General features: G+C 71.9%; 19 protein-coding genes. 8 read left to right on the top strand and 11 right to left on the bottom strand.

Features of this window, described 5'->3' with window-relative positions:
* Window positions 1-14: 14 nt before the first annotated feature.
* From AB0J97_RS10880 to AB0J97_RS10870, 3 genes are read left to right on the top strand one after another with little or no spacing between them, the layout of a single operon-like run.
* Entirely contained in the window at window positions 15-1214 is a 1200-nt protein-coding gene (locus AB0J97_RS10880) for a hypothetical protein (RefSeq protein ID WP_364086979.1), read from the top strand.
* Window positions 1211-1480 carry a hypothetical protein gene (locus AB0J97_RS10875; protein WP_357693840.1) on the top strand — a complete coding sequence of 90 codons (270 nt, stop codon included), beginning with the start codon at window positions 1211-1213 and terminating at the stop codon, window positions 1478-1480. The genes AB0J97_RS10880 and AB0J97_RS10875 overlap by 4 nt, the downstream gene beginning before the upstream one ends.
* Window positions 1481-1485: 5 nt before the next feature.
* Entirely contained in the window at window positions 1486-1818 is a 333-nt protein-coding gene (locus AB0J97_RS10870) for an SseB family protein (protein WP_364086976.1), read from the top strand.
* 434 nt (window positions 1819-2252) lie between these two features.
* On the opposite strand, the gene AB0J97_RS10865 is transcribed toward AB0J97_RS10870, so the two are convergent.
* Window positions 2253-3386, bottom strand: coding sequence for an acyl-CoA dehydrogenase family protein (locus AB0J97_RS10865; protein WP_364086973.1), 1134 nt, complete (start codon window positions 3384-3386; stop codon window positions 2253-2255).
* Window positions 3383-6820 carry an indolepyruvate ferredoxin oxidoreductase family protein gene (locus tag AB0J97_RS10860; protein ID WP_364087381.1) on the bottom strand — a complete coding sequence of 1146 codons (3438 nt, stop codon included), beginning with the start codon at window positions 6818-6820 and terminating at the stop codon, window positions 3383-3385. Before AB0J97_RS10860 ends, AB0J97_RS10865 begins: the two co-directional genes overlap by 4 nt.
* A gap of 141 nt (window positions 6821-6961) precedes the next feature.
* Between AB0J97_RS10860 and AB0J97_RS10855 the strand changes: the two genes are divergently transcribed.
* Window positions 6962-7408, top strand: coding sequence for an Lrp/AsnC family transcriptional regulator (locus tag AB0J97_RS10855; protein WP_364086970.1), 447 nt, complete (start codon window positions 6962-6964; stop codon window positions 7406-7408).
* A gap of 30 nt (window positions 7409-7438) precedes the next feature.
* On the opposite strand, the gene AB0J97_RS10850 is transcribed toward AB0J97_RS10855, so the two are convergent.
* Both AB0J97_RS10850 and AB0J97_RS10845 read right to left on the bottom strand, forming a co-directional pair.
* Complete coding sequence (locus AB0J97_RS10850; RefSeq protein ID WP_364086968.1) at window positions 7439-7936, bottom strand: GNAT family N-acetyltransferase; 498 nt, start codon at window positions 7934-7936, stop codon at window positions 7439-7441.
* Window positions 7937-7966: 30 nt separating this feature from the next.
* Complete coding sequence (locus tag AB0J97_RS10845; protein WP_364086966.1) at window positions 7967-8953, bottom strand: polysaccharide deacetylase family protein; 987 nt, start codon at window positions 8951-8953, stop codon at window positions 7967-7969.
* Window positions 8954-9207: 254 nt separating this feature from the next.
* On the opposite strand from AB0J97_RS10845, the gene AB0J97_RS10840 reads away from it, so the two are divergent.
* Window positions 9208-10473, top strand: coding sequence for a C39 family peptidase (locus AB0J97_RS10840; RefSeq protein WP_364086964.1), 1266 nt, complete (start codon window positions 9208-9210; stop codon window positions 10471-10473).
* Here AB0J97_RS10840 and AB0J97_RS10835 read toward each other — a convergent pair whose 3' ends face one another.
* Complete coding sequence (locus tag AB0J97_RS10835; RefSeq protein ID WP_364086962.1) at window positions 10474-11781, bottom strand: FAD-binding oxidoreductase; 1308 nt, start codon at window positions 11779-11781, stop codon at window positions 10474-10476.
* Window positions 11782-11983: 202 nt separating this feature from the next.
* Between AB0J97_RS10835 and AB0J97_RS10830 the strand changes: the two genes are divergently transcribed.
* Entirely contained in the window at window positions 11984-12868 is an 885-nt protein-coding gene (locus tag AB0J97_RS10830) for a sigma-70 family RNA polymerase sigma factor (RefSeq protein ID WP_357693856.1), read from the top strand.
* Between the two features lie 61 nt (window positions 12869-12929).
* Here AB0J97_RS10830 and AB0J97_RS10825 read toward each other — a convergent pair whose 3' ends face one another.
* From AB0J97_RS10825 to AB0J97_RS10805, 5 genes are all read right to left on the bottom strand, one after another.
* Complete coding sequence (locus tag AB0J97_RS10825; protein ID WP_364086960.1) at window positions 12930-13982, bottom strand: amidohydrolase family protein; 1053 nt, start codon at window positions 13980-13982, stop codon at window positions 12930-12932.
* A 2-nt stretch (window positions 13983-13984) separates the two neighbouring features.
* Window positions 13985-15277: an alpha-galactosidase gene (gene melA / locus AB0J97_RS10820; RefSeq protein ID WP_364086958.1), complete on the bottom strand. Its 1293-nt coding sequence runs from the start codon at window positions 15275-15277 to the stop codon at window positions 13985-13987.
* Window positions 15278-15280: 3 nt separating this feature from the next.
* Window positions 15281-16225 (bottom strand): alcohol dehydrogenase catalytic domain-containing protein, encoded by a 945-nt coding sequence (locus AB0J97_RS10815; RefSeq protein ID WP_364086956.1) that lies wholly within the window; start codon window positions 16223-16225, stop codon window positions 15281-15283.
* Between the two features lie 268 nt (window positions 16226-16493).
* Entirely contained in the window at window positions 16494-17708 is a 1215-nt protein-coding gene (locus tag AB0J97_RS10810) for a cytochrome P450 (RefSeq protein ID WP_357693863.1), read from the bottom strand.
* A gap of 131 nt (window positions 17709-17839) precedes the next feature.
* On the bottom strand, window positions 17840-19957 hold the full coding sequence (locus tag AB0J97_RS10805; RefSeq protein WP_357693865.1) for an ATPase: 2118 nt from the start codon (window positions 19955-19957) through the stop codon (window positions 17840-17842).
* Window positions 19958-20095: 138 nt separating this feature from the next.
* Here AB0J97_RS10805 and AB0J97_RS10800 point away from each other — a divergent pair, with 138 nt between their 5' ends.
* Window positions 20096-21100, top strand: a complete 1005-nt coding sequence (locus AB0J97_RS10800) for a PP2C family protein-serine/threonine phosphatase (RefSeq protein ID WP_364086953.1) — start codon at window positions 20096-20098, stop codon at window positions 21098-21100.
* A gap of 61 nt (window positions 21101-21161) precedes the next feature.
* Here the strand turns inward: AB0J97_RS10800 and AB0J97_RS10795 are convergent, their stop codons facing one another.
* The gene (locus tag AB0J97_RS10795) at window positions 21162-22130 is read right to left on the bottom strand and encodes an NAD(P)-dependent alcohol dehydrogenase (RefSeq protein WP_364086951.1); all 969 of its coding nucleotides are present in this window, start codon (window positions 22128-22130) and stop codon (window positions 21162-21164) included.
* A 59-nt stretch (window positions 22131-22189) separates the two neighbouring features.
* Between AB0J97_RS10795 and AB0J97_RS10790 the strand changes: the two genes are divergently transcribed.
* On the top strand, window positions 22190-22846 hold the full coding sequence (locus AB0J97_RS10790; protein ID WP_364086949.1) for a helix-turn-helix domain-containing protein: 657 nt from the start codon (window positions 22190-22192) through the stop codon (window positions 22844-22846).
* Window positions 22847-22893 lie beyond the last annotated feature (47 nt).

Raw genomic sequence — 22893 nt, 5'->3', positions numbered from 1 at the left:
GGATCAATCAGCGCGTGCTGCTGTTGGAGCGGATGGAGCAGGTACGGCCGGACCTCTTCCAAGGGGGAAGGGCCATAACGGTCGACGCCGAGACCTTTACCCCCGGTAAGCCGCTGCCGCTCATGGGTGATGTCGGGGACAGGTTGGGACAGATGTTCCAACGCGCTCTCGACCTCAATCAGAACTCGGGCTTCTCGGCAGCGGAGATGGCCAAGGGTGCAGTGGAGGCCGTAGGTGGTCTGGTGGACATGGCCTCCACATATTCCACCGTCCGGCTTGTCGTGGATCCAGCGGGCTGGGCACAAGACCTTGAAGACCTGGGCAGCGGCCTGGCGCATGGAGTCCAACACCCGATCGAGTTGGGTAAGGCGCTGCTGGACTGGGACACGTGGGCCACCAACCCCGACAGGGCCTTCGGTCGGCTGGTGCCGGACATGCTCATGGCGGCGGCGTCGGCGGGTTCGAGTGGCGCGGCCTCGGGTGCTGTAAAGGGGGCCCGTGCAGTCGACCAAGCCTCCCGCGCTTTGGACAAAGTGGCTGGAGCGGGCAAGGCAGCAGCAAAGATCACCGCTGACGGAGGTTGGGAATGGAAGGGCCTGCGGCTCGAGCCTGAGGTCAACCGTCGAGTGACTGAGGTGTTCTCCGGATTACGGCAGGCCGAGCAGGACGTGTCGGCCAACATGCGGATGAACGCAGGGGAGTTGGGCGCGAAGATGGAAGGCTATCCGGAATTCGTACTGAAGAGTGAGGATCGCTTCAAAGAGAAGCTGGCCAAGCAGGTCGCTGAGCGCCCTGATCTGCCGCTGGACAAGCTGTTAGGAAACATCCCTGACGGCATCAGGTATACCTTCAGCCTTTCTGATGACCGCTACACCTCTGGGGTGACACGAGCGAGACAACTGCTGGAGCACCAAGGTTACGAGCTGATCCTGCAGAAGCCTTCCTGGAGCAACCCGGGAAGCTACAAGGGTATCAATACGAGGTGGCGGGATCCGAAGAGCGGCCAACTGTTCGAGGTGCAATTCCACACCCCCAGCAGCTGGCAGGCTAAGCAGTCGACACACGACGCTTATGAGAAGATTGAGGACCCGACGACTCCACCTGAAGAGATCACGCGCTGGGAAGGGTATCAGGAGGAGGTATTCTCCGCGGTTCCGGTGCCGCCAGGCGCACGCGACATCCCCTCCTTCACGAAGGTCAACCCACCTAGATGAACGAACATGTGCAGTACTACGCGATGGTCCTTCTGGACGGCCCCGACAGCCCGGAAAGCCCTGGCGGGCTCGCACGCCGACGCGTGCTGGAAAACGGCACCCAGGTTGACGAAGCCCTACACCGGGACCTCCAATGGCATCCAACACGCGAGATCAAGCACTGGGAAGTGGGCAATGCAGTCGGAGATCTTGTGGAAATCAGTCAGGCGCAGGCGGAGAAGGTGATCGCATCGTTCCAGCAGAAGTTCGGCCCAAAAGCCCCCTGACACTGGTGGAAGCAGCGAAGCGATTTGCCGACGGAAGGCTGGACAGCGTGGCCCTCCACGAGGTCTTCCGCCTCTCACCAGTGTTCTGCGAGGCTCCATCCGCACCCGGCTTCTTTGCCAGAGAAGTGACCGGCCGCAGCATCATCCCGATCTTCAGCTCACTCGCTGCTCTGGCCGGGTTCACCGAGCATCGGGCCTGGTTCCGTACGAAAGGGGACGATCTACTTACCCAGCTCCCCGGCAGATGCCACCTTCTCCTCGACCCAGGCACTGACCACGCCCTCCATCTGCGCGCCGATGCCATCCAGCGGGTCGCGATACAGACTCAACGCCCATAAGGATTGGGATTACGGAGTCTGAGAAGAATGCCTCCGGCCGTACCGCCCTGATCCGGTCCATGGGAGACAGTGCCCGCTTTATTTCTAAATGCGAAGATGGCAGCGAAATCCTCCTCTCGATTGAGAGTAGTCGCTTTAACTCGACGTCATACCACGTCCAGGGTGTGGCCGCACGACCGGGAGCGCGTCGTACCGCTGCCCGATCGGACGGCAGAGGCCGTCCAGCGGCACGTCTCGGTCTACCGTCCGCTGGGCTGTTCCCTGCCCTGGGAGAGGCTGGATGGCAAGCCCCGCACCCACAACCTGCTCTTCCGCTGGACGGATGACCGCCACATCAGCTCCCGGACCTACAGCGGGACCATTTGAGCCTCGAACACAAGACAGCGAACCCCGCCTCCCAGGAACCGGTAGGCAGGGTTTTCGCATGTCAGGCGCTACTTGGCGAGTTGGCGGGCGATGACCAGGCGCTGGATCTGGTTCGTGCCCTCGAAGATCTGCATGATTTTGGCTTCGCGCATGTAGCGCTCCACCCGGAATTCCCTGGTGTAGCCGTAGCCGCCGAAGACCTGGACCGCGTCCGTCGTGACCTTCATGGCGGTGTCCGTGGCGACCAGTTTGGCCACGCTGGCCTGCCTGCTGTAGTCGAGGCCGGCGTCGCGGCGGCGGGCCGCGTCCAGGTACGTGGCCCGTGCGCTGTCCACGCCCGCCGCCATGTCGGCGAGCAGGAAGCCGAGGCCCTGGTGGTCGATGATGCGCTTGCCGAACGTCTGCCGTTCCTTGGCGTAGGCGACGGCCTCGTCCAGGGCGGCCTGGGCGAGGCCGACGGCGCAGGCGGCGATGCCGAGCCGGCCGGAGTCGAGGGCGCTGAAGGCGATCTGCAGGCCCTGGCCCTCCTCGCCGATCAGCCGGTCGCCGTCGATGACGGCGCCGTCCCAGTGGGCGCTGGTGGTGGGCACGGCGTGCAGGCCCATCTTCTCCTCGGGGCGGCCGAACGTCAGGCCCTCGGCCGCGCCGGGCGCGACGAAGCAGGAGATGCGCTCGCCGGTACGGGCGAACAGGGCGTAGAAGTCGGCGATGCCGCCGTGGGTGATCCACGCCTTGTTGCCGGTGATGCGGTAGTCGCCGCTCTCGGTGCGCTCGGCGCGGCAGGTGAGCGCGCCGGCGTCCGAGCCCGCCTGCGGCTCCGACAGGCTGTAGCCGCCGACGATCCGTCCGGCCAGCATGTCGGGGAGCCAGCGTTCGCGCTGCTCGGCGGTGCCGTACGCGGCCACGGGGAAGCAGGCCAGCGTGTGCACGCTCGTCGCCACCGCGACCGCCGCCCAGCGTGCCGCCAGTTCCTCGATCACCTGGAGGTACACCTCGTACGGCTGCCCGCCGCCGCCGAACTCCTCGGGGTAGGGCAGGCCGAGCAGCCCGGCGGCGCCGAGCGTGGCGAACAGCCCCTCGGGGTACGTCTCCGCGCGCTCGTGCTCGTCGACCCGGCGCGCGAGCTCCTTGTCGGCGATGTCCCGGGTCAGTTCGATCAGGTCCTTGGCGTCCTGGTCGGGGAGCAGGCGGTCAACGGTCACGACGACTCCTTGGGTGCGGCTTCGGCGAGGCGGGCCAGGGCGGTCGCCGCCCGCTCACGGAACTCGGCGACGCGGGCGAGCTTGATGTCCTCGTACCCGCGGATCGACTCGGGAAGGCCGGCGATCTCGGCGACGGCGTCGATCGTGCCGGGGGTCAGCCGGGCGAGGGCGGCACGCATGAGATCACGATATTCGGTGATCAGTTCCCGTTCGACCCGGCGGACCTCGGCCTGGCCGAACACGTCGAAGGCGGTCCCGCGCAGCACGCGTGCGGCACGCAGGCCGCGGAACAGCGTCGGCGCGCTGCGGCGCAGCCGGATCTTGCGCTTCATGCCCATCGCGCGCAGCAGCGGCGGGTGCAGCAGCACGGACACGACCGCGTCGGCGCCGTACTCGCGTTCGCGCCTGGCCTGCTCGTCGGGGTCGAGGTGCAGCCGGGCGACCTCGTACTCGTCCTTGTAGGCCATGAGCTTGTGCAGGGAGCGGGCGTAGGCGAGCCCGACGCGCGCGCCGGCCTCCTCCCCCGCACGCCCGGCCGCCTCGGCGATCACGCGCCTGACCTCGGTCTCGTACGTACGGGCGTAGGTCGCGTTCTGGTAGCCGGTCAGGTCCGTCACCCGCAGGGCCAGCGTCTCCTCCAGGCCGGGCGCGGGCCGCTCGGCGGGTTCGGCGAGCGCGGCCCGGCGTACCGCCTCGCGGTCGGCGACGGCGGCCCGGCCCCAGCGGAAGGCCGCGAGGTTCTGCTCGACGGCGGCCTTGTTGAGTCTGATCGCCGCCTCGACCGACGCGGCCGAGACGGGCAGGCAGCCGTGCTGGTACGCCGCCCCGACCAGCAGCATGTTGGCCGGCATGTGGTCGCCGAACAGCGCTTCGGCCAGCTCGTGGGCGTCGAGGTAGAGGTTGTCCCCACCCTCTGTGGCCGACTCCAGCCTGACCACGGCGTCGGCGGAGGAGCCGGGCAGGGCGACCCGTCCGGTGACCATGGCGGCGGTGGGCACGACCGAGGTGTTCACCACGGCGACCGTACGGCCGGGCGCGGCGACGGCGAGGTTGGCGTCGGCGGCGGCCCCGAGCAGGTCGAACCCCAGCAGCACGTCGGCCGTGCCGCGCGAGGCCCGCACCGAGCCGTCCACCGGCCGCTTGGCGATGCGCACGTCGCTGACGACCGGGCCGCCCTTCTGCGCGAGGCCGGTCTGCTCGATGCCGGCGGCGTGCAGGCCGTCGAGGTGGGCGGCCATCTGGAGGATCTGCGAGACCGTGACGACCCCAGTGCCGCCGATTCCGGGCATCCGGATCAGCGTCTCGGCGTCGCCGTCGAGCCTGACGACCGGATCGGGCAGCGGCACGGGCAGCGGCGGCAGCTCGCGCGGCGCCCTGGTGCCCGGCTCGACCAGCAGGAACGACGGGCAGTCGCCCTTGAGGCAGCTCAGGTCGGAGTTGCACGACGGCTGGTGGATGCGGGTCTTGCGGCCGTACTCGGTCTCGACGGGCTGGACGGACAGGCACGTGGAGACGTCGCCGCAGTCGCCGCAGCCCTCGCAGACGCGCTCGTTGACCACGACCTTCGCCGTCGGGGTGGGCAGCTTGCCGCGCTTGCGCAGCCGCCGTTCCTCGGCCGCGCACTTGTCGTCGTGCAGCAGGACGGTCACGCCGTCGAGCGCGGCCAGCTCCCGCTCGACGTCGGCGAGGTCGTCGCGGTGCCGCACCGACACGATCGGCCCGAGCCGCACCCCGCGGTACGTCTCCGGCTCGGGCGTGGTGATCACGATCCTGCGCACGCCCTCCTCGGCCAGCGACCGCGTCAGCGCGGGCACGTCGAGCCGCCCTTCGGCGCGCTGGCCGCCGGTCATGGCGACGGCGTCGTTGTAGAGCAGTTTGTACGTCATCGTCACCCCGGCCGCCACCGCGGCCCGCACCGCCAGGGAGCCGGAGTGGTGGAAGGTGCCGTCGCCGAGGTTCTGTACGAAATGCCGGTCCCGGGTGAACGGCGCGAGCCCGATCCACTGGGCGCCCTCGCCGCCCATCTGGGTGATGCCGATCTGGGTGCCGCGGCCGTGCCCGTCGAGGGCGATCATGGCGTGGCAGCCGATGCCGACGCCGACCAGCGTGTCGTCGGCGGTGCGGGTGGAGGAGTTGTGCGGGCAGCCCGAGCAGAAGTACGGCGTGCGCGCCGCGACCACCGGCAGCAGGCGGCGCGCGGCGGTCGGGGGCGGCGTCAGGCGGACGCTCCCGCGCGGGAGCCGGTCGGGGCCGAGGCAGCTGACCAGCGCCTTGGCGACGTCCTCGGCGCCCAGGGTGCCGCGGGCGGTCAGCAGGTCCCGGCCCGACACGACCGGCGCGCGCTCGCCGCCGTACAGGGCCTGCTTGAGGTGCCCTTCGAGGAACGGCACCTTGTCCTCGACCACCAGCACCCGGTCGAGGTCGGAGGTCATGGCGGCCAGGTCGGCCGCGGCCAGCGGGAACGGCATGCCGAGCCGGATCAGGCGCAGGCCGAGGTCCTCGGTGGCGCTCTCGTCCAGGCCGAGGTCGGCCAGGGCGCGCAGGACCACCGCGTACGTGGTGCCGGAGGCCAGGATGCCCAGCGTGGCGCGGGGCGCGTCGCGCATGACGCGGTTGAGCCCGTTCACGCGGGCGTAGTCGCGGGCCAGCTCCAGCCTGCGGGTGAGCAGGTCGTACTCGGCGTCCAGGGCGGACGGGCCGACCAGGATCGGCGACTTGCCGCGGTCGGCGTGGTCGGGGAAGGGGATGCCCTCGCGCAGCGCGCCCAGGTCGACGGTGGCCGAGGCGTCGGCGATGTCGGCGACGATCTTCAGGCCCGTCCACAGGCCGGTGGCGCGGGAGAGGGCGACCGCGTGCAGGCCGAACTCGATGATCTCGGCGACCGAGCCGGGCGCGAGCAGCGGCATCGACAGGCTCTGGCACATCGGCTCGCACGAGCTGGGCACCGTGGAGGACTTGCAGCCGGGGTCGTCGCCGATCCAGGCCACCGCGCCGCCGAGCGCGGCGGTGCCGGCCATGTTGCCGTGCCTGATGGCGTCGGCGGCGCGGTCGAGGCCGGGGTTCTTGCCGTACCAGAAGGCGGTGACGCCGTCGTGGCTGCGGCCGGGGACCTGGCCGAGGAGCTGCGTGCCGGCCACGGCCGTCGCGGCCAGCTCCTCGTTGAGGCCGGGACGGAAGACGACGCCGGCCTCGTCCAGGAACCGGGCGGCGCGGGCCATCTCCAGATCGACGCCGCCCAGCGGGGAGCCCTGGTAGCCGGAGACGAAGGCCCTGGTGTCCAGGCCGCGTTCCCGGTCCAGGCGCCGCTGTTCGAGGGTCAGCCGGACGAGGGCCTGGATGCCGGAGATCAGCACCCGGCCGTCGGGCGCGGCGTACTTGTCGTCGAGCGACACGGTCGCGCTGTTCACGCTCACGCGAACCTCCTGGCGGGCAATGCGTATGTGGGGTTCCCCAGCACAGCAACGGAGAGCTACTGTGCGCAAGTATCAGACGCGAAACCACGAAGAAGACGCAAATAATGTGAGCTGGGCGATTCTGACACAGAAGATCTTTGCGTCACCAGGGAGGATTCTCACATGCCGGACATCGACGACATTGACCACCATGTGCTCCGGCTGCTGCGCGAGGACGGCAGGCGGACCTTCTCCGAGATGGCCGATCAGGTCGGTCTGTCGGTGGCGGCGGTCAAGCGGCGGGTCGACCGGCTCAGGGAGATCGGGGTGATCACGGGGTTCACCGTCCAGATCGACTACGCCAAGCTCGGATGGGGCATCGAGGCGTTCACCGAGCTGCGGTACCCGGGCACCACGCCGGTGGCCGAGATCGTCCGCACGGCGACCGACGTGCCGGAGGTGCAGGCCGTCTTCACCATCGCCGGCGACCCCGACGCCCTCATCCACGTACGGGTACGGGACCTGGGACACCTCCAGCTGGTCATCGACCGGCTGCGCAGAGCCGGCAACGTCACGGGCACCAAGTCCCTGCTGGTCCTGGGCTCCTGGACCCGCGACGCCCTCACCTGACCCTACCCGGCGAGGCACGGGCCGGTCAGTTCACCCGCCAGGCGTACTCGTACTCGGGCAGCTCGAACCCCTGCCGAAACGGCACATCCGCTCGTCGGTGCGGCGTGCGCCGTGTCGTTCGTAGAAGGCGACGGCCCGCGTGTTCGCGCTCAGCACCTCCAGGTAGACCTCCCGGCCGGGGTGCTCGTCCGCCACCCAGGCCAGGCCGCGGCGCAGCAGCCGCGACCCGGCGCCCGAGCCCGTGCTCCCCGGCCGCACGTGCAGGTTGTCGAGCAGGACGCGGCCGTCCGGGGCCGGGAGCAGGTAGACGAACCCGAGCAGGTCCCCGTCGTCGTCATGGCCGACGAACAGGCCCGCTCCCGGCACCGGCGCGTCCAGCCGTTCCCGCCAGAGGGCCAGCCGGTCGTCGCCCAGGGGGCCGTTCAGGAAGGCGTCGGGCATGATGCCCGCGTAGGCCGTACGCCAGCTCTCCACGTGCAACGCCACGATCGGGGAAATGTCGTCAATTGTCCCGTTCCTTATCAGCATGGCGGAGAGCATTCCATACCGGGACCGCCCTCACCCCACCCGGCAGGACACCGAGGGCCAGGTCCAGTTGCCGTTGTGCTGGACGGTGAACCCGAAGGTGTTCCCGCCGCCGTTCGGCCGCATCGTCATGACGTTGCCCGTGCCGTCCCAGGTCGGGGTGCCGTTCCAGGTGGCGATGATCTTCTGCGGGCTGCGCACGGTCACGGTGACGATCCAGGAGTTCGTGCCGGAGACCGTGACCGACAGGTTGAACCGGTCGCTCCACTGCCGGCCCGCAGAGACGGTCGCCGTGCAGGTGCCGCCGCCGGGCGGCGGGGACGAGGGCGGCGTGGTCGGGCCGCTCCCGTCGGGCGCGACGGCCCGGCCGGTCGCCGGCGAGATCATGCCCGCGCACATGTTGCGGGCACGCAGGTTCGCGGCGATCTGCGGGACGGCGGCGATCGTCGTCGCGTAGTTGTCGTGCATGAGGATGACCTGGCCGTTCTGCAACCGGCCCGCCGCCTGGACGATCTGGGCGGTGCTCGCGCCGTTCCAGTCCTGGGAGTCGACGTCCCAGATGACCTCGGTCAGGCCGAGTTGCTGCTCGACCGACCGGAGAGTGGCGTTGGTCTCCCCGTACGGCGGCCGGAACAGCTTCGGCGCGGCGCCCGTGGCCTGCTGGATCGCCTGCTGGGTGCGTTGCAGTTCGGACTGGATCTGGGCGGCGCCCAGCTGGGTCAGGTGCGGGTGGGTCCAGCTGTGGTTGCCGATCCACATGCCCGCGTTCTGCTGGGCCCGGACCAGGGCCTGGTTGTTCTGGGCGTTCTGACCGACGTTGAACATCGTGGCCCGCAGGCCGTTGGAGGTCAGCGCGTCGAGCAGGTTGGAGGTGGTGGCGGGGTTGGGGCCGTCGTCGTAGGTGAGGCCGACGTAGCCGCCGCTGCAGTCGGCGGCTTTCGAGGGGGTGGTGGTCCAGGTCAGCACGAGGCCCGCGGCGAGCGTGCACGCGGCGCCCAGGACGAGCAACTTCCGGATCATGGTCTGCCTCCAAAGCGGCCGGGCGGAGGGGGGAAGCTCGATGGCGAGTGTGATGACCATCCCGAAACATGTCAATCCATCACAGAAACTTTCGCCCACGCCCTCCGACGACCGCGAGAAGAGCTGCGCGAACCGGCCGAGAAAGTTTCGCCGCACGGAAAGCTTCATGACCCATACGTAGATTTCCCGATGCTTTGCCCGCCCGATGTGCCTACTGTCGGCCCCATCCGAAGCCTTCCGAGCAAGGTGGGTTCATGCGCGTGCTGACCGTGTTCCTGTCCGGACTCCTGCTGGCCACCACCCTCCAACCTCCCGCCGCCGCCGTCGCCGCCGTCGCCGAGCAGAAGCCGGGGCCGCTCGTCCCCGACGTCGTCTACCAGCGGGCCGACTTCGCCGCGGGCGCCGGCGAGGGCACGTCCGCCGGGGACGGGCTGTCGTTCGCCGCGGCCGCCGGCACCACCTCCTACACCGACGCCCTGGGCACCAAGAGCTGGGAGTACTCCCGCTGGACCGGCCCCGAGCGCACGGTCGGCTTCCCCGCCACCGAGCTGATCGCCTCCTGGACCGCCGACGTGCCCCAGGGCAGCTGGGTGCAGGTCGAGGCCAGGGCCAGGAACACCGCCGGCCTGACCAAGTGGTACGTCCTGGGCCGCTGGTCCTACGCCGAGGGCGACATCCTGCGCACCTCCGTGGCCGGCCAGGGCGACGCGGACGCGTCCGTCGCCGTGGACACGCTGGTGGCGGCGGCCGGGCGGCAGCTGTCGGCGTACCAGCTGCGCCTGACCCTCTACCGGACGCCGGGCTCGACCGTGACGCCCCGGGTGCGCACGCTCGGCGCGATGGCCTCGAACGTGCCGGACCGCAAGACCGTCCCGGTCAGCCCTGGCGGCGGCGCGTGGGGCGTCGAGCTGAACGTGCCGCGCCGCTCCCAGAACGTGCACGCCGGCCACTACCCCGAATGGGACGGCGGCGGCGAGGCGTGGTGCAGCCCGACCTCGACCACGATGGTGCTCGGCTACTGGGACAAGTGGCCGAGCGCGCAGGACACCTCCTGGGTGGACCCGTCCGACCCGAACCCCGAGGTGGACCACGCGGCCCGCTACACCTACGACCACGCCTACCAGGGCGCGGGCAACTGGCCGTTCAACACCGCCTACGCCGGCCGGTACGGCCTGGACGGCTTCGTCACCCGCCTGCGCACCCTGACCGAGCTGGAACAGCTGATCAAGGCGGGCATCCCCGTGATCACCTCGCAGTCGTTCAAGAAGGGCGAGCTGCCCGGCGCCGGGTACGGCACCGACGGCCACCTCATGGTGGTCGTCGGCTTCACCGCGACGGGCGACGTGATAGCCAACGACCCGGCCTCGTCCGGCAACGACGCCGTCCGCCACGTCTATCCCCGCGCCGCCTTCGAGAACGTGTGGCTGCGCAGTTCGAGCAGCGGCGGCGTCGCCTACGTCATCCGCCCGCCCGGCCACGCCCTGCCCGCCACGACGCCGGGGCTGCCCGCGAACTGGTGATCAGTCCAGGACCGGGTAGTTGGCACGGAACACGCCGTGCGGGTCGCGCGAGCGCTTGATCTCGCGCAGCCGGGCGAGCGCGGGCTCGGGGAACGCCTGCGCCGCCCGCTCGCCCGGCGCCAGGAACGTGTACGGCTTGCGCCCGCTGACCCGGTCCCCCAGGGCGGCGGCGATCGCGCCCTGCTTGGCCCGTACGGCCTGGGTGAGCTGGGGGGTGGCGCCGGGCCCGAGCAGGTAGAGCAGGTACGGCTCGGCCAGCGCTCCCCCGGCGCCGCCTCCCGGCCGGGTCAGCGCGCCGCCCAGGTGCCTGATCTGCATGCTGATCAGCGGCTCGACCGGCTCGGCCGTCAGGATCTCCACGGTGTCGTCGTCCAGCCCGGTCAGCAGCTCCGTACGGGACAGCGCGGGCGCCGGGTCGGTCGGCTCGGCGGTGATCGTGCCCAGGTCGGCCGTGGCCATGGCGGCGCGCGTGTCGGCCAGCACGCCGTCGATCTTGGCCAGGCGGCCCAGCAGGTCCTCGGCCTCGGCCGCCCCGCCCAGGTGGGCCAGGTCCACGGTCACCATCGGGGGCGCCTTGGGGAACTGCACCCGGTTCAGCCACAGCGACAACTCGGGCGGCGCGTCGGCGGTCAGCTCCCGGAAGGCCGCGAACACCTCGGCCTCCTTCTGGCCGGGCCACATGAGGCGGCCGCCGTACAGGGCGCGTTCGGCGTACAGGTCGAACTCGACGGCGGTGACCAGCGCGAAGTCGCCGCCGCCACCCCGCAGCGCCCAGAACAGGTCGGGGTCGCTCTCCTCGGTCACCCGCGCGGGCCTGCCCTCGGCGTCCACGACGTCGAAGGCGCGCACGCTGTCGGCCGCCCAGCCGTACCTGCGGGCGAACCAGCCCAGGCCGCCGCCGAGGGTGTAGCCGGTGACCGTCACGGTGGGGTTGCTGCCGGCGAGCCCGGTCAGGCCGTGCCTGCCCGCCTCGGCCTGCACGGCACCCCAGTTCACGCCCGCGCCGGCACGGGCGCGCCGCTCGCCCGGGTGGATCTCCAACTCGTCCAGCCGGTTGGTGCGCAGCAGGATCACGCCTTCGCAGGCGCCGCTCGCGCCGTGCCCGCGCGGCTGCGCGGAGACGGTCAGCCCCTCCTGGCGCGCATGGCGGACCAGGGCGGCCACGTCGCCGGCGTCGGCCGCCTCGACCACGGCGGCCACCGGCTGGGCCACCGTCAGGTTCCACGCCCTGGCGGCCTCCTCGAAGCCCTCGTCGCCGGGCAGCCACACCCGCCCGTCGACCACGGTGCGCAGGTTGTCGTACGTCATTCGGTCACTCCTTCATGAAGACTCACCACCTTGACGACGGGGGCCCGGAAAAGGTGACCGCCGATCAGAAGAAGCACGATCGTCCCCAAGACATGCCCGCGGGCCTTCACCACCCCCGGACGGGCCTTAGGATTCCGCCATGGTCGCCCCCCGTCGTCGCCCAGCCGCCTGTATGACGACCCGGCGCGACGAAAGGTGACCGATGAACGCGCAAGCCCACCTGGCCGAGCACTTCGACCTGACCAGGAGCCATCTGCGGGCGGTGGCGCACCGCATGCTCGGCTCGGCCGACGAGGCCGACGACGCCGTCCAGGAGACCTGGCTGCGCGCCGCCCGCGCCGGCACGGACGGGGTCGCGAACGTGCCCGGCTGGCTGACCACGATCGTCGGCCGGGTCTGCCTCGACATGTTGCGCGCCCGCGGGCGCAGGGACGAGCACCTCGTCGAGGCGGAGCGGTTCGACCAGGTGAGCGTCCATGACGGCGATCCGGCCGACGCGGCGGTGCTGGCCGACTCGGTCGGGCTCGCCCTGCTCGTGGTCCTGGACACGCTGAGCCCGGCCGAGCGGGTCGCGTTCGTGCTGCACGACCTGTTCGCGGTGCCGTTCGGGGAGATCGCGGAGATCGTCGCGCGCACGCCCGCCACGGCCAAGAAGCTGGCCAGCCGGGCGCGGCAGCGGGTGCACGGCACGCCCGTGCTGCCCGCCCCCGACCACGCCAGGCAGCGCAGGCTCGTGGCAGCCTTCCTCGCCGCGGCCCGCGCCGGCGACCTGAACGCCCTGCTCGCGGTGCTCGACCCCGACGTGCTGCACCGGTCGGACCTGCCGGGCTCGGGCGGCGAGCGGCGCGGGGCCCGTCCGGTGGCGCAGGGCACGCTCACCGACGCCGGCGGCGCGCGTTTCGCCGACCTCGTGCTCATCGACGGCACGCCGGGCATCGGCGTCCTGCGCGGCGGCAGGCTGTTCCTGGTGCTGCGGGTCACGACGGACGGCGAGCGCATCACCGAGATCGACATCGTCTCCGACCCCGCCCGCCTGGCCGCCCTGGACGTCGCACTCGACGAGGAGGCACCGCCCCCGGCGGCCTGAGGCGGCCGGGCCGGTCACTGGAAGAGCGCGTTCACCTGGGTGTTGGCCGCCGGGACCGCCGTCATGCCAGCCTCGGCACGAGCCGCAGCGCGTTGCGCGCGTACACCTGCTCCAGGACGTCGTCGGGCAGGTCGAGCCCGGAGATCGTCCACCGGCCCATCAGCGGCGGGTCGTCGAGGGAGTGGGCGAACGCCTCGTCGTCGGTCTCCATGAACCGGAAGTGGATGCGGTAGACGTCCCGGTGCGGCGGGATCTCGTCGGTGCCGAACAGCACCCGTCCGGGGTGGCGGAGCATCAGCGCCCGCGTGGCGCGCGGCTGACGTCCCAGCTCGGCGACGCGCGCCGCGATGTCGATGTGGAAGTTCGGGTACGCGTCCAGCATCCGCCCGGCGAACCCGAGGTTCTCCGGCCAGCACCCGGCGTGCACCCCGATCACGGTCGTGGCCGGATGGCGGGCGACCATCGACTCCATGGCCTCCACGAGCCGCTCGAACGAGGGGAACCCGGGCCCGGAGAAGTTCCAGTCGGGCCGGGCGGCCAGCAGTTCGAGGCGTTCGTTGCGCTCGTCCATGGGCTCGAAGAAGGCGACCGGGTCGGCGGTGTGCAGGGCGATCGGGACGCCCGCCTCCCCCACGGCGGCCCACAGCGGGTCCAGCCGGGGGTCGTCGAGCATGACCAGCTCGCCCTTGTGGTCGCGCACCCGCAGGCCGACGTCCTTCCACACCTTCAGCCCGGCCGCGCCCTCGGCCACCGAGCGGCGCAGCTGCGCGGCCAGCCGCTCGCCGAACCCCGGTACGGCGGTCTCGGACCAGTCGACGTGGCAGAACGTGGCGAAACGGCCCGGATGGGCGGCGTCGTAGCGTTCGATGTTCTCGGCCAGCTCCCGGCCCCAGCGGCCGTCGAGGTTGACCATGCCGCGCAGGTTCAGCTCGTCCATCATGCCGATCAGGGCGGGGACGTCCTCGACCATCCAGCCGCCGTCCTCGGTCAGCCAGCGTCCGAGGTGGATGTGGGCGTCCACGACGGGCAGCCGGGCGCGGTCGACCTCGTGGACGGCCACCCGCAGCTGGGACACCGGCCGGTAGCGGGACAACGGCAGGTCGGCATCGCACATGGTCACTTCCTGATGCCTTCGGGCAGCAGCTCGCCGTGGGCCTCGATGAGGGCGTCCACCAGCTCGCGGACCTTGCGGACCGGGAGGGTGGCCGCGGTGTTGGGGTCGAGCAGCGCGGCCTGGTAGACGTGGTCGCGCCGCCCCTCCAGGGCCGCCTTGACGGTCAGCTCGCCGACGCTGAGGAAGGCCCGGTTGAGCGCGGCGACCTGGGCGGGCAGCTCGCCGACGAGCACCGGCTGCACGCCGGACCGGTCGACGTGGCAGGGCACCTCGACGGTGGCCTCGGGCGGCAGGTTGGTGATCAGGCCGCCGTTGCGCACGTTGCCGTGGATCATCCTGCGGGTGCCGGTCTCCATCGAGTGGATGGCCAGCGAGGCCAGCTCCTCGCCGCGTTCGATCGGCACGCCGTGGCCGGCCGCCAGCGAGCCCTTGTACTGCTCGTACTCCTCGTACCCGTCGGCCAGCCACTCCAGGTAGACGTTGATCGGGATGCGGTACCGCTCGACCTCCTCGGCGTGCGGCAGGAACCACGGCAGGTACTCCGAGCCGTGCTCGGAGGACTCGGTCGGGAAGTAGCCGAAGTTGCGGTAGACCTCCACGCGCACCCGCCGCCGCAGCTCGGGGTCCTGGTCGATCAGCTCGTCGAGCCGCCGGTAGAGGTTCTCGCCGTTGTGCTCGAAGCGCAGCACGAACGCCTGGTGGTTGACGCCCGCGGTGAGGAAGGAGATCTCCTCCTCCGGTACGCCGACCATGGCAGCCAGCGTCCTCTGGGTGTCGCGGGCGGCGTGGCAGACGCCGACGACGTTCTTGAACGGGGTGCCGGCGTAGACCGACCACGGGATCATCGACATCGGGTTGGTGTAGGTGAACAGCACCGAGTCGGGGGCCAGCTCGGCCAGGTCGTCGCCGATGCCGACCATGACGGGGATCGTGCGCAGGGCGCGGAAGATGCCGCCGATGCCCAGGGTGTCGCCGATCGTCTGGCGCACGCCGTACGCGGCGGGGATCTCCAGGTCGCGCCTGACCGCCTCCAGGCCGCCCACGGCGATCTCGTTGATCACGTAGTCGGCGCCCTCGACGGCGGCCCTGCGGTCGGCGTACGCCTCGATCCTGGCGCCGATGCCCAGCTCGGTCACCATCCAGCGGGCCATCGCCTCGGCGGTGTCGAGCCGGACCTGGTCGATGTCGTGGAGCACGATCGTGGACTCGGACAGTTCTGGAAATGTCAGGATGTCCGAGAGCAGGTTCTTGGCGAACGTGATGCTGCCGGCGCCCACCAGGACGATGCGGGCCATGGGTTACCTCGATTCCGGGGTCAGCAGAGCTTTGACAGGGGTGGCCTGGCCGTTCATCAGCCGGGTGAAGACCTCGGCGCCCTCTTCGAGGGGGAAGGTCCGGACCCAGCTCAGATCCCAGCGGGCGACCAGGTCCACGGCCGCGGCGAAGTCGGCCGCGTCGTAGGCGAACGAACCCAGCACGCGCTTCTCGCCGCGAACCAGGTCGGCGGCGTCGTAGCCGGCCACGCGGTCGGCCAGGCCCAGCCAGACGGCCACGCCGCCGGGGCGCAGCCGGGACAGGGACTGCTCGTGGGTCGAGGCGGCGCCGACCGCGTCGAAGACGACGTCGTACTCGCCGGTCAGCTCGGCGCCGGCCGCCACGCCGCCGAGCCCGGCGGCCACGGCCAGCCGCTCGGGCGAGCGGTCGGCCACGTCCACACTGGCCGCGCCGCCGGACAGGGCGGCCAGCAGGCAGGTCACCCCGATGGCCCCGGCCCCGATCACGCCCACGCGCGCCCCGGCCGGCCGTCCGGCCAGCCCCCAGGCGTGCACGGCGTTCGCGGCCGGCTCCACCACGCCCGCCGCGCTCCACCCGAGCCCGTCGGGCAGCGGCACCACGGCGGCGGCCGGCACCGCGACGCGCTCGGCGAAGGCGCCCGGCCGGTGCACGCCGATGATCTGCCGCTTCCTGCACACGTTGGGCCGGCCGATCAGGCACACGTCGCAGGCGCCGCACGACAGGATCGGGTTGACCGTCACCGGCCGCCCGTCGTCGGTGCGCCCGGCGAACTCGTGCCCCATGACCAGCGGCGGCACCCGGAACCCGGGGGTCCTCACCCCGTGCAGCTCGCTGCCGCAGATGCCGGAGGCGACCACGTGCACCAGCACCTCGTCCGGCCCGGCCACGGGCTCGGGCACGTCCTGCGGCTCCACGACGCCGGGCGCGGTGAAGACGAGCGCCCTCACGAGAGCGGGCCGGCGGTCGAATGCGCGCGTTCCATTGAGATCCGTCCTGTTCCTGTTCCGTCATAAGGAATGACATTCCGAACTGGCGCTAGGAGACCACTGGGGCGGAGAACGTGTCAAGAGGCAGGGACGAACTCAACCAGGAGCCCCGCACCTCGGCGAGAACGACAGAAGCGGCCGGGCCAGGGCGATGTCCTCGGACGATGCCCCTGAGCCCGGCCGCTCAGACCCTATTCCGGATCATGGAAAGCCGGTTTGGCAGGCAGAATCAGCGCAACAGTACGGGAACCGCCAGCGGCCCCTCGGTGATGATCGACGCCGTGTAGGCGATCTCCTCCGGCGGGACGGCCAGCCGCAGCCCGGGGAACCTGGTGAACAACGACGACAGCGCGATCCTGGCCTCCAGCCGGGCCAGCGGCGCCCCCAGGCAGAAGTGCGGGCCCCGGCCGAAGCCCAGGTGCCCGTCCTTGGCCCTGCCCAGGTCGAAGCTGCCGGCGTCCGGGCCGTAGCGGGCCGGGTCGGTGCCCGCGCCGGTGAGCCCGACGACGATGGGCTCGCCCGCCCGGATGGTCGTCCCGGCGACCGTGACGTCCTTGAGCGCGTAGCGGAACACCAGGCCGACGACCGAGTTGCGGCTGCGCAGCGCCTCCTCGACCACCTGCTCCCACGCGTCCTCCGTACGGGCGCGGTCGAGCTGGACGGGGTCGGCGCACAGGGCCACGACCGCCTTGGCGATCAGGTGCACGGTCGTCTCGTGACCGGCGACGAGCACGACCCACAGGATCCACAGCAGCTCGTTGTCGGACAGCCGGTCGCCGTCGTCCTCGTTGGCGCGGATGAGGCCGGTGGTCAGGTCGTCGCCCGGCTCGCCGCGGCGGCGCGCGATGAAGGCCCCCAGGTAGCCGAGCAGCGACCCGGCCGCCGCGTTCACCTCGTCCGGGGTGGCGGCGTGCGACAACATCACCCCGGTCCACTCGCGGATCTGCGCCCGCTCCTCCCCGGGGACGCCGAACAGCTCGCAGATCACCGCGACGGGCAGCGGCTCGCTGAAGGCGTGCACGAGATCGACCTCGCCGTCCCGCTCGGCCAGGCGGTCGAGCAGCTCGTCGGTCATCTCCTGGACGCGCGGCACGAGCGCGGCCACCCGGGCCGGCGTGAAGGCCCGGTTGACGAGGCTGCGCAGCCGCCGGTGGTCGGCGCCGTCCTTGGTCAGCAGGTGGTCGCCCTGGATGACCTGGCGCAGCGGCCAGTCGGCGGGAACCGTGCCGTCATGCAGCCCGGTGAAGTTCTTGGCGTTCTTGCTGTAGAGCGTGTCGTCGTTGGCCAGCACCTCGTCCGTCGCCTCGTAGGAGGTCACCAGCCAGCCGTTCACCTCCCCGGGCAGCAGGACGGGCAGGACGGGGCCGTGCTCGTCCCGCAGGCGGCGGATCGTCTCGGACGTCCGCTCGCCGGGAACCGGGAACGAAAGTGGACGGATGTCCAATGCAGCCTCCCATGTACGGATGTCTCCCTACTCTCCGTGGTAACGCCGATACAGCCAAGAGGTGAGGCTGTCACCGTCAGGCGGGCAACATCTGCCTCCTCCGCCACGTCGGAGCCCCGAGGCCGGCGGTCTCACACGTTCGGCAGCCCCTCCTCCTCGGGTTCGAGCGCGTACCCGATCCCGGCGTCGACCTCGCCGTCGTACCCGGCGCGGAACGCCGACTCGTACGCGTCGTCGCCCAGGGCCTCGCGCGCCTGCCGCTCGCACTCCTGCCGGGCCGCCACCCAGGCCGGGACGCTGGCCTGCGCCTGCCCGTGGGTGCTCCAGATCCGCTGCGCCAGCCCCAGCAGCCGGGCCGCGCGCTCCGCCCGGCCCGCCGCGCCCGCGCCGAGCGCCAGCAGGTCGACGGTCAGCCCGATCCCGAAGTCGTCGTGCAGCCGCCGCTTGGTGCGCAGCGCGGCCTGCCCATAGGCGACGGCCGCTCCCACCCGTCCGCGGGCCAGCTCGGCCTGGCCGCGCAGCAGGTCGCCGTGCGAGCGCATGGCCTGCTCGCCGCAGCGGTCGCACAGGGCCCGCAGGTCCTCCAGCACCGCGATCGCCTCCTCGATCCGGCCGCCGACGGTGTGCGCGACCGCCCGGCACATCAACGCCAGCAGCCCCGCGATCGTCAGGTCCTCGTCGCTCCAGCGCATCGCGTACGCCGGCTCCGACTCCGTCATGGCCTGCTCCAGGTCGCCCCGGATCACGCCGGCCGACGAGCGCAGCGCCTTGACGCACAGCGCGGCGAAGGCGTCGTCGGGGTCCGCGGCGGCCTCGCACTCCTCGGCCCGCGCCTCGACGGCGGCGGCGTCCCCCTGGGTGGCGGCGAGCAGGCCGTCGGCCCACAGGGCGCGGGCGCGCACCCCGCCGGGAGCCTGGTGAGGCGCCGGATCGAGGGCCAGGGCCTGGCCGAGGTAGTGGCGGCCCTCCTTGGCGTAGCCGCAGCCGTACCAGAAGAAGGCCAGCGTGCCGGCCAGGTCGAGGGCGGCGGCGCCGTCCCGCTCGCCGAGAGCGGTCTCCAGCGCGGCGCGCAGGTTGTCGTGCTCGCCGACCATCCGGTCGTACCACGACGGCTGCGCGGAGCCGAGCCAGCCGGCCGCGCCGCGTACCGCCAGGTCCTGGTAGTGGGCGCGGTGCCGGCGGCGCAGCTCCTCCTCCTCGCCCAGGCCGCGCAGCCAGCCGGCGCCGTACTCGCGCAGCGTGTCGAGCATGCGGTAGCGCTCCCCCGAGCCGGTCGGCAGCCAGGTCAGGATCGACTCGTCGGCCAGGGCGTCGAGCAGCAGCCCGATGTCGCCCTCGGGAAGGCGCTCGTCGGCGCACACCCGGCGGGCCGCCTCGGCGTCGAAGTCCCCGGAGAACACCGACACCCGCGCCCACAGCAGACGCTCGGCCGGCTCGCACAGCTCGTGGCTCCACCCGACGGCGGTGCGCAGCGCCTGATGCCAGGGCGGGTCGGCCTCCTGGACGAGCGCGAGGTCGTCCTCCAGCGTGGCGAAGCGGTCCTCCAGCCGGTCGGCCAGGTGGCCCAGGGGCAGGTCGCGCAGCCGGGCGGCGGCCAGCTCGATCGCCAGCGGGATGCCTTCGAGCCTGCGGCACAGCCGGACGACGTCGTCCCGGTTGGTGTCGGTGACCTCGAAGGTCGGCATCGTCTCCGCGGCGCGCTCGACGAGCAGGGTCACGGCGTCCTGGCCGAGCAGCGCGGTGGCGCCCGCCGCCGGCACCGGCAGCGGCTCGACCACGATCACCAGCTCGGGGTCCATCTCCAGCGGACGGCGGCTGGTGGCCAGGACGTGCAGCCCCGGCACCGCGGCGAGCAGCGCCTCGACGGTCGCCGCGCAGGCCCCGACCAGGTGCTCGCAGGTGTCGAGCACGAGCAGCAGCTCGCGGCCGAACAGGTGCTCGGCCAGCACCTCGGCCATGGGCCTGGTGGTCTGGTCGGTGACCCGGAGTGCCTCGGCGATGGCGTGCGGCAGCAGGGTGCCGTCGTCCAGGGGCGACAGCTCGACCAGCCAGGAGCCGCCGGCGAAGTCGGCCCGCAGGTCGGCGGCGGCACGCAGGGCCAGGCGGGTCTTGCCCACGCCGCCCACCCCGGTCAGCGTCACCAGCCGCGAACGCCGGCACGCCCTCCGCACCTGCTCCAGCTCGTCGCCGCGGCCGATCAGGCTCGTGAGTTCCGCTGGAAGGTTGCCTGCCTGCCACTTACCTGCCATCGTGATCGCCACCTATCGGATGAAGTTGTGAAAGCAGCTTGCCGGAACCTGATGCACTGCGTGACTAAAAGTGAGAAAGTAGCTACTCACCCTGTTCGCCGCGTCCGGAAAGAAGAAGCCGATAACCGGAGACATACCATGCGTTCACAGCGAGGCTGGTTCCTGCTGTTCCTGCTGGTCGAAGTGGTTGTCGCGCTGTTCGTCACCTTCCGGGGCGGCGGTTTCGACCCTCTGACGGGTCTGCTCGTCCTCGCCGCCGCGGCCGGGTGGATGTACGTGAGCTTCCGGATGCAGCGCGGCCAGGAGCGCGAGCTCGCCCGGGTCCGCCAGATCGCCGAGCTCGCCCAGCAGGCGATCGTCCGGCCGCTGCCGCCCCGGCTGGGCGGCATGAGCCTGGCCGTCCACACCCGTTCGGCCACCGACCAGGCGCTGATCGGCGGCGACCTGCACGACGCGCTGGTCACGCCCACGGGCGTGCGGCTGATCGTCGGCGACGTCAAGGGCAAGGGCATGGAGGCCGTCCGGCTCAGCGCCGTCGTGCTGGCCGCCTTCCGCCGGCACGCGCCCGTCGTGACCGACCTGGTGGCGCTGGCCGCGGCGCTCGACGCCGACCTCGCGCCGCACCTGGGCGAGGAGGACTTCGTGACCGTCCTGCTGGCCGAGTTCGTGCCCGGCGAGGTGCGGCTGGTCAACTGCGGCCATCCGGCGCCCCTGCGCATCGGCCACCGCCTGGAGGCCCTGGAGCCGCCCGAGCCCTCGCCGCCGCTGGGCCTGGGCCCCGAGCCGCGGATGCGGCGCGCCGGTCTCGGCCCCTCCCAGCGGCTGCTGCTCTACACCGACGGCCTGAGCGAGGCCAGGGACGCCGACGGCGTGCACTTCCCGCTCGACCGGCAGGTCCGGCACGCCTTGGCCGCGCCGGGCCTGGACCACGCGCTGCCCAACCTGCTCGACCTGCTCGACGAGCACGCCGGAGACCTGCGCGACGACCTGACGCTGGTGCTGGCGCAGCCGGTGCCCGCGCCGGACCCGGCCGAGCGGACGGCGGGCCCCGCACCGGAACCGGCCGAGCGGGTGCCCGGGCCCGTGCCGGGTGGTCCGGGCGTCACCGCCCTCCCGGCGGACTCCCGCGACGACGGCTTCTAGCCGCTTCTAGCCGTCCTGCGACGGCGGTGCCGCGGTGGACGTTCGGCGTGTCGTACCGTTCTCAGGCGATCCGTACGACGACCTTGCCGCGTACGCCGCCCTTCTCCAGGGTCCGGTGTGCCTGGGCGATGTCGTCGAAGGGGAAGACCGTGTCCACGACCGGGCGGATGGCGCCGCTGTCCACGTACCGGGTGAGGTCGGTGAAGAGCCGGGTGGTGGGGTTGCCGCTGAAGAAGCGCACCCGCCGCCGCCCGTGAACGGCCGAGGCGGCGATGTACGCCAGGGACGCCGCGATCCTGCGCTGGTCGAAGGCGATCGCCACCATCCGGCCGGACGGCGTCAGCAGGCGGCGGAAGGCGGCGTGCTCGGTGCCGGCGGTGTCCAGGATCACGTCGAACCTGCCCAGGTCCGCCGGGGCGACGGCGGCGTAGTCGTACGCCTCGTGCGCGCCGAGGTCGCGGACGAGGTCGAGGCCCCGCGCCCCGGCGAGGGCGGTGACGTGGGCGCCGAGCGCCCGGCCGAGCTGTACCGCGACGACGCCCACGCCGCCGCTGCCACCCCGGACGAGCAGGCGTTCGCCCGGCCTGAGCGCGGCCAGGTCGCGCAGCGCCGTGATGGCCGTCGTGCCCACCGGGAGCGCCGCGGCCGTCACCAGGTCGAGTCCCGCCGGGGCCGGGGACAGACGGCGGGGGCGGATCGCCACGTACTCGGCGGCGCTCCCGAACGTGCGTCCCAGCGCGCCCCACACCCGGTCGCCTGCCTTCGGGCCGGTCACCCCGGGGCCGAGGGCGACGATCTCGCCGGTGAGGTCGATCCCGACCCGTTTCGGGAAGCCCCGCTGCATCATCCCGGTCACCAGGCGCAGCCGGCCGGTCCGGCCGTGCACCTCGCCGCCGTTCACGCTGACGGCGTGCACCCGCACCAGCACCTGTCCGGGGGCGGGGACCGGCTTCGGCACCGTGCCCACGTACAGCTCCTCCGGCGGCCCGTACCGGTCGAACAGGGCCGCGCGCATCTGATTCGTCTCCATACGGACGACGCTAGCTCGCTAACCGGACGGCCCCCTCCACTTACGCTAATGTGAGAAATATGGCTGATCATCCCTCTCAGTTGGCGTCGGCCAAGGACCTGCGGGCGGACGCGCGGCACAACCGGGCGCGCATCCTCGGCGCGGCGCGGGAGACGTTCGCCGCGCGCGGTCTGGACGCGCCGATGGTGGCCATCGCCCGGCGTGCCGGGGTCGGGGTGGCCACCCTGTACCGGCGGTTCCCGTCCCGCGAGTCCCTGATCACGGAGGTGTTCGCGGACGAGCTGGCGGCGTGCGCGTCGGCCGTGGACGACGCTCTGGCCGACCCGGATCCGTGGCGGGGGTTCCGCGGGGCGATCGAGAAGGTGTGCGCGATGCAGGTCGCCGACCGGGGGTTCACCGAGGCCTTCCTCACCGCGTTCCCGGACGCGATCGACTACGAGCGCACGCGGTTGCGGGCCGAGCGGGGCCTCGCCGAGATGGTACGGCGGGCCAAGGCCACGGGCCGGCTGCGGGCCGACTTCGACGTCGCGGACCTGGTGCTGCTGTTCAGGGCCAACTGCGGCCTCATCGCCGGTGCGGGGGAAGGGGTGGAGGCGGCGTCGCGGCGGTTGGTGGCGTACCTGCTGCAGTCCTTCGGCGCCGGGCACGCCGAACCGCTGCCGCCGGCACCGCCGCTCACGCTCGGCCACCTGATCCGAACGGTGAACAGCTCCTAGGGCGGGGGCCGCGGCGCGCGCTCGCGGAGGCCGACCCCCTAGTGTGG

It is taken from the genome of Nonomuraea sp. NPDC049607 (assembly GCF_040675375.1).
Lineage (GTDB): Bacteria > Actinomycetota > Actinomycetes > Streptosporangiales > Streptosporangiaceae > Nonomuraea.
Note: the sequence above shows the minus strand (reverse complement) of the source record. Positions and strands in the feature narration are given on the sequence as shown.

What these genes read in the sequence shown, in the direction of transcription:
- AB0J97_RS10875 (WP_357693840.1), top strand. Translation starts at nt 1,211, where the DNA reads ATGAACGAACATGTGCAGTACTACGCGATGGTCCTTCTGGACGGCCCC.
- AB0J97_RS10855 (WP_364086970.1), top strand. Translation starts at nt 6,962, where the DNA reads ATGCCGGACATCGACGACATTGACCACCATGTGCTCCGGCTGCTGCGC.
- AB0J97_RS10850 (WP_364086968.1), bottom strand. Translation starts at nt 7,936, where the DNA reads ATGCTGATAAGGAACGGGACAATTGACGACATTTCCCCGATCGTGGCG.
- AB0J97_RS10845 (WP_364086966.1), bottom strand. Translation starts at nt 8,953, where the DNA reads ATGATCCGGAAGTTGCTCGTCCTGGGCGCCGCGTGCACGCTCGCCGCG.
- AB0J97_RS10840 (WP_364086964.1), top strand. Translation starts at nt 9,208, where the DNA reads ATGCGCGTGCTGACCGTGTTCCTGTCCGGACTCCTGCTGGCCACCACC.
- AB0J97_RS10835 (WP_364086962.1), bottom strand. Translation starts at nt 11,781, where the DNA reads ATGACGTACGACAACCTGCGCACCGTGGTCGACGGGCGGGTGTGGCTG.
- AB0J97_RS10830 (WP_357693856.1), top strand. Translation starts at nt 11,984, where the DNA reads ATGAACGCGCAAGCCCACCTGGCCGAGCACTTCGACCTGACCAGGAGC.
- AB0J97_RS10825 (WP_364086960.1), bottom strand. Translation starts at nt 13,982, where the DNA reads ATGTGCGATGCCGACCTGCCGTTGTCCCGCTACCGGCCGGTGTCCCAG.
- melA (WP_364086958.1), bottom strand. Translation starts at nt 15,277, where the DNA reads ATGGCCCGCATCGTCCTGGTGGGCGCCGGCAGCATCACGTTCGCCAAG.
- AB0J97_RS10805 (WP_357693865.1), bottom strand. Translation starts at nt 19,957, where the DNA reads ATGGCAGGTAAGTGGCAGGCAGGCAACCTTCCAGCGGAACTCACGAGC.
- AB0J97_RS10800 (WP_364086953.1), top strand. Translation starts at nt 20,096, where the DNA reads ATGCGTTCACAGCGAGGCTGGTTCCTGCTGTTCCTGCTGGTCGAAGTG.
- AB0J97_RS10795 (WP_364086951.1), bottom strand. Translation starts at nt 22,130, where the DNA reads ATGGAGACGAATCAGATGCGCGCGGCCCTGTTCGACCGGTACGGGCCG.
- AB0J97_RS10790 (WP_364086949.1), top strand. Translation starts at nt 22,190, where the DNA reads ATGGCTGATCATCCCTCTCAGTTGGCGTCGGCCAAGGACCTGCGGGCG.